The sequence below is a fragment of the Alteromonas sp. 5NS40-0096 genome (assembly GCF_057544385.1).
This window is the reverse complement of the sequence record NZ_BAAJLQ010000009.1, coordinates 127,368-134,246: the sequence shown is the minus strand read 5'-3', so window position 1 is coordinate 134,246 and position 6,879 is coordinate 127,368. Positions and strand designations below refer to the sequence as shown.

Below are 6,879 nucleotides of genomic sequence, written 5' to 3'. Positions count from 1 at the left end.
AGTTTCTCTCTCAAGCGGGATGCGCATTTTACATCCCTCATTCTGTTCGTCAAGGCTTTTTTTAAATCTTTTTTTGAAGATTTTGTTCAGCCTGCTGAACAGTGTTCTGTTTGGCTGTAGCCCCTCAGAACGTGCGGCGCATTGTACGCATCCTATTTCTACCGTCAACACCTTTTTTATGTTTTTGATCGTTTTTTTGCAAAAAGATCATCAAACGCTTATTTTTCCAACATTACTGTTTAATTTACGTTCTTTTGCATACTTTGATGACAGAATATTGGCCATTTTGTTACAAATGAGTAAACTATATGCAGCCTCCATTAACATCACATAAAACATAATAAAAGGTAGGTTTATGAAAGTAGGTTTTTTTCATTGCACATTGATTAGTGCAGTTATCGCAATCGCAGGATACTTTATCCTTGCAAATGCTAGTCTCGATGCCAGTCTTCCCATCTCAGTAGCTATTTCTTTGCTTCTAAGCGGTATCATTACTCCATGGCTAGCTTCATTGTTTAACTCATCACACGCAACATCATCAGCAGATTCTTCTCTCGAGTCAGCAACATTGTACGTAGGGAACCTACCGTACAAGGCAAATGAAGATGCAGTAAAGGATTACTTTAAGTCATTTACCGATGTTCAGTCCGTTCGCCTAATGAAGGATCGCAGAACAGGTAAGCGCAAAGGTTATGGTTTTGTAGAGATCTTAACTAATGACGTAGATGCCGCGATCGACAAGCTCAATGATTCTATCTTCCAAGATCGAACATTAAAGGTGAGGCCCGCCAAAGAGAAAGGCGAGCAGTAAGAACAAAAAAACCTGGCATAAGCCAGGTTTTTTTCTATTTATTCCCCCGTATTTTCAACAGGCGCAGATTCACTTTGCGAAGGAACATTATCTAACAGTCTTTGATTAAAGTTGTGAAAACGATTGATCGCTGAGATCAGATCGGGCACTTGCACCTCTTCAATTTGGCTTACCACAGTATTAAGAAGGCTATTGAGATCATTCTCGCTGGCTAACTGTGCGCGACCTACATCAAAAACATTAAGTACACTAGATAAGTAATCCGCAATCGGGTTAATACTCGCCCGCTGCGAATTCTCGTCATCATTGTACTGACTTACACTTTCATACGTTTGGACAACTTCCACTTCTTGGCGCTGTGTAAGCTGTAAGGCAAAACCCGCCAGCTCTTCTTCATCAAACCCAAGTTCTAACGCTTTTTCAAACGCCAGATCTATATCACCATCAAAGAACTCTCGAGCAAGCTCATCTGCCTGTCTCACTAAATCGGCAATGGCGTCCAGTTCAGCTTCATCTAGGTTTCCCTCCACCGAGAAACTAAAGCCATCATATTGATAAAATTGAATGCCCTGACTTTGTTCTACATATAAAGAAGCATTTGTTCCTGTTCCAGTGCCGTTTTCATTTCCATCATTTTGCTGGTAACTATATTGACTAGACTGATACTGGTTGACTTGTCTGATGCTCTCAAAGGAAATTCGCACTTCATCTCCGTCTCTAGTACGGATAGACAAACTGCCATCTTGAGATGCCGAAGCGAACAATTCGTTTGTGAGTGACTCAGCAACACCGAATTGTTGTCGACCAAAGATATCAGCTTCTAATTCATCAATTTCACTGTTTATCAACTCGCGGCTGTTTTCAATGCCTGTGCTGATTTCATCATTGAGAAAGCCTCCCAAATCTCGTTGGGCTTGTGAAATACCTCGTTCCACCCCTTCTCGAGCTTGTGAAAACAAGTTATTTAGCTCTTCTTCATTCGCTCCACTATCAGCTGCACCACGAATCACTCCTCCCACAAAACGCAATACATTGCGAGCTACTTCTTCAAAATCGAATAGGCTTGCCGGTTCATCGTCTTGCTTATTGGGTGTTGTCAGCTGTGGTGATTTACCATCGATATTGAGCTGTCTATTCAGCGAATCAGAATAGACACGCAAACCTACCGTAGTCTGAGAGCTTGTTACCGACACGGTACCTGAATACTTCTGCTGAAATTCAGCGGCTTGTCGTAGCCCGTCTTCACGAAGTTGGCTACGAATGTTTTGTTCGGGCTTGATCGCAGGCTTTTGATCGCTCGACCCCGCCTTAATATCACCGACGTTCATAATTAGATCCTCACTATCCTCAACTACATTATCGGCAGATTTAAGATATTGTTTAATTTTAATCCAATTTTTTCAGCAAGTGATTGCAGTTCCTTTTGAAACTTCTACAATGCGCAGCTATTTTTGAAGTTTAGACGCGAGAATCCGTTATGGCGCACGATCCCATTAGTTACCAAACGCAGTTAGATGAAAAACAGGCTCGCCTGAACACTATGCTTGCGCCATTTGATGCACCGACAGTAGAAGTGTTTGAATCAAGTCCTACACATTACCGTATGCGGGCAGAGTTTCGTGTTTGGCATGAGGGCGATGATCTTTATCACATCATGTTCGACCAAAACACCAAACAAAAATACCGAGTCGACCAATTTCCTCCGGCGAGTGAAACCATCAATGCCATGATGGAGAAGTTACTTGAGGCAGTTAAACCCAATCCGATATTGAGAAAAAAGCTATTTCAAATTGATTATTTATCGGGATTATCTGGCGAGGTGGTTGTTAGTCTACTTTATCACCGCCAACTCGATGAAGAGTGGTTAGCCGCAGCGGAGCAGCTAAAAACACAGCTGTCCGAAACCTTTAACGTCAGCATTATAGGCCGAGCCCGGAAACAAAAGTTTATCGTTGGCAATGACTTCATCATCGAACGCTTGCCGATTTTGGATAAAGAGTACGTCTTTAAACATATTGAGAACAGTTTTACCCAACCTAATGCCAAGGTAAATTGCAAAATGATCGAGTGGGCACTTTCTGCTGTGCCCAAAAGCAACACTGACCTATTGGAGTTATATTGTGGTGCAGGCAACTTTAGCTTACCAATGGCACAACACTTCAATCGCGTCATCGGTACTGAAATCGCGAAACCGTCGGTCGCTGCAGCCCAGTTTAATATAGAGCAGAACAACATAGACAATGTTGATATTGTCAGATTGTCCGCCGAAGAGTTTACCGAGGCAATGCAAGGCGTGCGAACTTTCTCACGGCTAAACGGAATTGATTTAGCAAGCTATAACTTCGAAACCGTTTTGGTTGACCCGCCTCGAGCAGGATTGGATATGGATTCTTTAAAGATGATTCAAGCTTACGATCAGATCATCTATATCTCTTGCAATCCAGATACGCTAACTGACAACCTCAGTGAACTGACCAAAACCCACAATGTGAAACGCGCTGCACTGTTCGATCAGTTTCCTTTCACTCACCATATGGAAGCTGGCGTATTACTGCAGCGGAAGTCGTAAACTCAATTTACGGCGTTTCTAGCCAAATACTGCCGTAAAACGTTGACGACCATATTGTGGTCGTCAAGTTGTGGAAGCCCCGAAACTGTCACTGCACCGATCAATCCACTATTGTCTAGTCGAATAGGAAAAGCGCCTCCGTGATCAGCGTATTCCTTAGCTTCGATATGGGGTTGAACCAACAAAGACGTCCCCTTCGCTACATGCTTTTGCCCAATATAAAATGAACTCTGGCCGTAACGCAGTACCGTATTTCTCTTTCTTTTTATCCAGTCGAGGTTATCTGCAACACTACCGGGTAATGCGCACTGAAACAGGACTTGCTCAAATGCGTACACTTCGATGGCAACGGGAGCGTTTTGATTAAGTGCGTTGTTTCTCAGCGCAACACCCAAATCCCACGCAACCTGATGGTTAAACGACGGAAACTGTAGCTCTGCTTCTTCTAATTGCAACTGGGAGAGCCTATCGTCATTCATCGCACTGGCGCCCAAATTCGTTTGCCAAGGTTAATCGTCTTCCCGTTTGGCTACTCTTTATCGCCAATTCAATAAGTTTGATGGTTAACAATGCATCCTCGGCAGTGACTGGCGGTATTGCGTTTGTTGTGATGGCTTCGGCTAGTTGCGTAAAGTAGTGTTGATACCCACCGGTTTGTGTCTGTATTGCCTTTTCATTCGCGCCATCGTAAAACGTACCGTATTGATTTGGCGTCTCAGCCGCCCATGACTCATCAATTGGTAATGCACCTGCAATCAACCTTGGCTCTTGCGGATCCAAACCGCATTTTTCAAAGCTTCCTTTTGTACCTTTAATCGTGAATCGCTTATTTGGACTTGCAGTAAACAAGTCACAATGCAAAATCGCTAAATGATTGTCGTAATGCAGGACAACATTGAAGTAGTCAACATTGTTTGAACCTTCTCGCATAATTTCACATTGAGCCGAAATGGCATTGGGTACACCAAACAAAGCCAATGCTTGATCAATTAGGTGAGGACCGAGATCAAACAGTACACCTCCCCCATCGCTGGCTTGTTCTCTCCAGCGCTGACGCACTTGTGGCCGAAAACGATCAAAATGAGATTCATAGTGTTTCAGTTCACCAAATGCTTTGTCATCGAGCATTTGTTTGACGGTTAAAAAATCGCCGTCCCATCGCCTGTTGTGGTAAACGCTTAATATCTTGCCTTTTTCACGGGCTAGTTTGATCAATGCCTCGCCATCTTCAACGCGGGTTACAAACGGTTTTTCTAAAACAACATGTTTACCTGATTCTAATGCCGCTTTCGCCAATTCGAAGTGCACGCTATTAGGGGCAGTTATGATGACCAGCTGTGCGTCCGATTGCGCGATTAAGTCTTGAGCTGACGAATAGCAGTCTACGGTCGGCCAATCGGCAAGCACCTGTTCACGCTGGCTTGAGCTGATGGCAGCTAATTCAAACTCAGGCAATGAAGTAATAAAAGGAATGTGAAATGTTTTGGCAGAAAAACCATAACCAATTACAGCCGTCTCAATTGGGGCAAATGTCATTGAGTTTTTACTCCTACAGCAAACTCAGGTAAAGGTGCGAACAATTTCGCTATCCATCCCATTACTGTATAGACGAGCGATGGCTAAATTTCCGTATTCTGAGACGATCTAAGGAGCGTGGCTTATTAACTGCTTCCTTTATCGGCGACTTTGTAAGCCGCTGAACCAAGCTGAATAAAACGCAGTTGTGACTTAACCCGTTTTGATATTTCCGCTCGTTGATTCGTGTCAGCATCCAATGCTTCTGCTCCAGCACTAAACACGATTCTCACCATGGCATCGGCTTGAATGCTGGCCATTTGACTATCAATAGATTGCCTTTCCACAATGTAATCGGAAAGCTCTTCAACAAAATGCTGAATCTCCCTAAATACAGCCATTCGATAAGCGGTTGACGTTCCTGTGTGTTCTCGCAACATAAGACGGAACACATTGGTGTTAGCGACGATAAACTCCATAAACGTATCAACAGACGTATCAATGACGCCACCACCAGAAGCAATGCGTCTTCTCGCTTGACGCATTAATTGGCGCAGCGCTAGCCCAGCTTCGTCTACCAATGTTAGCCCCAGCTCATCAATATCTTTGAAATGTCGGTAAAACGACGTAGGCGCGATACCGGCTTCTCTAGCCACTTCTCGCAGGCTAATTGCAGATAAACTGCGCTTTTCATCCAACAATGAAAATGCCGCTTCAATGATATTTTGTCGAGTTTTCAGTTTTTGCTCTTGTCGATTCACACTAAGATCCTTTCACGCTTGGTCCTAGTGTAACGCTTTAGCACGAAAAAAGTCATAAATAACAGTGCACGAAAAACGGATTATTGCCTGGCGTCCAAAAGATGCGCCGCTAATAAATTTAGGGGGAGGGAAACACTGGGTTTAACACGAAAAACGCGCCGCCTTTTGAGTTGGAAGGCAGCGCGATAATGACGGGCTTATGTTGAGTTAACTATTGTAGCGCGGGCAAATATACTTTGCTTTTCGCTGGTAGCAAACCGACAACGAATTGTCTGCTTTGCTGCCAGTAGGCAGATAACAACAGTAGACTTCCGCCGATAATGGTACCTGTCACTGCCATGCTGTAACTCACCAAACCAGCATTTTCTAGTAATCCACTGATTGCATAAATCACATAAGCCAATGCAGATACCATAATTGCTCTTCTATCGATGGCAATGGAGACCAATGCAAGTAATAGGTAAAGCGCAAAAATCAACACTGAAGTCCCTACTTCTGCAATGGCAGAAAACACTGCCAAGTTACTGAATATTGGGTGTACGATCAGCGGCGCAGATAATAAGTGCAACCAGAACGCGACATCTGAACGACGTGTCTCACGCTTGGGATCCGTGCCATCCCAGTACATAGCCAGTAGAAACGTAACAATGCCAGCTCCAATCATGTATTGCGGATAAAACTGCACCGACATTTCATTGAAGCTCGCCAACATGCCAAAAACACCCAAGAATAACGTGGCTAAACCTGCAGCAAGGGTAATCGGCACTTTGAAGTACCGCCAATGAGCAAATGCGCCCAGCGTAGCAAGTACACCCGCTGCGACAAATTGAATTTCTGAGACAGGTTCAAATGCTAGAATGGGAATCGCGAACAGCGCTCCCAAAAAGCTCAACAACAAACCAATAGCAGGCAGCGCCATGCGCTTTCTTCGCACAAAGACTTCGGCTAAGCACCACGAACCAACGGCGACAAGTACCGCTCCCAAGACCGGTGCGATAACAAAGCCTAACCATGCAAGGGATGATAACAATATTGCACTAGCAGCGAGGACGAAAATGTCGTTAAACCCTGATAAGAGTCGAAAGTTCTCCTCGTCTACCGTGTTGATATTGGCGGTACTGGCGATGTGTTGTCGAAATTGATGGACAGCGTTCGCTTCAAATATCCCTGCGTCTACTGCGCCATTTAGGTCTTCATCTGAATACATAGTTCGTTCCTCGGTT

8 protein-coding genes are annotated in these 6,879 nt (G+C 44.1%); 3 read left to right on the top strand and 5 right to left on the bottom strand.

Annotated features, from left to right (window positions below; genetic code table 11):
- A partial coding sequence (locus AC27G9_RS20085) for a hypothetical protein (RefSeq protein WP_487076303.1) occupies positions 1-334 on the top strand: 334 nt, incomplete at its 5' end.
- A 21-nt stretch (positions 335-355) separates the two neighbouring features.
- Complete coding sequence (locus AC27G9_RS20080) at positions 356-811, top strand: RNA recognition motif domain-containing protein (RefSeq protein WP_487076301.1); 456 nt, start codon at positions 356-358, stop codon at positions 809-811.
- 38 nt (positions 812-849) lie between these two features.
- On the opposite strand, the gene AC27G9_RS20075 is transcribed toward AC27G9_RS20080, so the two are convergent.
- Entirely contained in the window at positions 850-2,139 is a 1,290-nt protein-coding gene (locus AC27G9_RS20075) for a DUF5610 domain-containing protein (RefSeq protein WP_487076299.1), read from the bottom strand.
- Positions 2,140-2,288: 149 nt separating this feature from the next.
- Between AC27G9_RS20075 and trmA the strand changes: the two genes are divergently transcribed.
- Positions 2,289-3,380 (top strand): tRNA (uridine(54)-C5)-methyltransferase TrmA, encoded by a 1,092-nt coding sequence (gene trmA, locus AC27G9_RS20070; RefSeq protein WP_487076298.1) that lies wholly within the window; start codon positions 2,289-2,291, stop codon positions 3,378-3,380.
- Between the two features lie 2 nt (positions 3,381-3,382).
- Here trmA and AC27G9_RS20065 read toward each other — a convergent pair whose 3' ends face one another.
- The 4 genes from AC27G9_RS20065 to AC27G9_RS20050 all read right to left on the bottom strand — a co-directional run bounded on the left by AC27G9_RS20065 (position 3,383) and on the right by AC27G9_RS20050 (position 6,863).
- Positions 3,383-3,859 (bottom strand): heme-degrading domain-containing protein, encoded by a 477-nt coding sequence (locus AC27G9_RS20065; RefSeq protein WP_487076297.1) that lies wholly within the window; start codon positions 3,857-3,859, stop codon positions 3,383-3,385.
- Positions 3,852-4,916 (bottom strand): oxidoreductase, encoded by a 1,065-nt coding sequence (locus AC27G9_RS20060; RefSeq protein ID WP_487076296.1) that lies wholly within the window; start codon positions 4,914-4,916, stop codon positions 3,852-3,854. The genes AC27G9_RS20065 and AC27G9_RS20060 overlap by 8 nt, the downstream gene beginning before the upstream one ends.
- 125 nt (positions 4,917-5,041) lie before the next feature.
- Positions 5,042-5,656: an HTH-type transcriptional repressor FabR gene (gene fabR / locus AC27G9_RS20055; RefSeq protein ID WP_487076294.1), complete on the bottom strand. Its 615-nt coding sequence runs from the start codon at positions 5,654-5,656 to the stop codon at positions 5,042-5,044.
- A gap of 211 nt (positions 5,657-5,867) precedes the next feature.
- Positions 5,868-6,863, bottom strand: a complete 996-nt coding sequence (locus AC27G9_RS20050; protein WP_487076293.1) for a hypothetical protein — start codon at positions 6,861-6,863, stop codon at positions 5,868-5,870.
- Between the last annotated feature and the right edge of the window lie 16 nt (positions 6,864-6,879).

Bases quoted from the DNA above. Each gene is read 5' to 3' on its own strand.
- AC27G9_RS20075 (WP_487076299.1), bottom strand. From the start codon at position 2,139: ATGAACGTCGGTGATATTAAGGCGGGGTCGAGCGATCAAAAGCCTGCG.
- AC27G9_RS20060 (WP_487076296.1), bottom strand. From the start codon at position 4,916: ATGACATTTGCCCCAATTGAGACGGCTGTAATTGGTTATGGTTTTTCT.
- trmA (WP_487076298.1), top strand. From the start codon at position 2,289: ATGGCGCACGATCCCATTAGTTACCAAACGCAGTTAGATGAAAAACAG.
- AC27G9_RS20080 (WP_487076301.1), top strand. From the start codon at position 356: ATGAAAGTAGGTTTTTTTCATTGCACATTGATTAGTGCAGTTATCGCA.
- AC27G9_RS20050 (WP_487076293.1), bottom strand. From the start codon at position 6,863: ATGTATTCAGATGAAGACCTAAATGGCGCAGTAGACGCAGGGATATTT.
- AC27G9_RS20065 (WP_487076297.1), bottom strand. From the start codon at position 3,859: ATGAATGACGATAGGCTCTCCCAGTTGCAATTAGAAGAAGCAGAGCTA.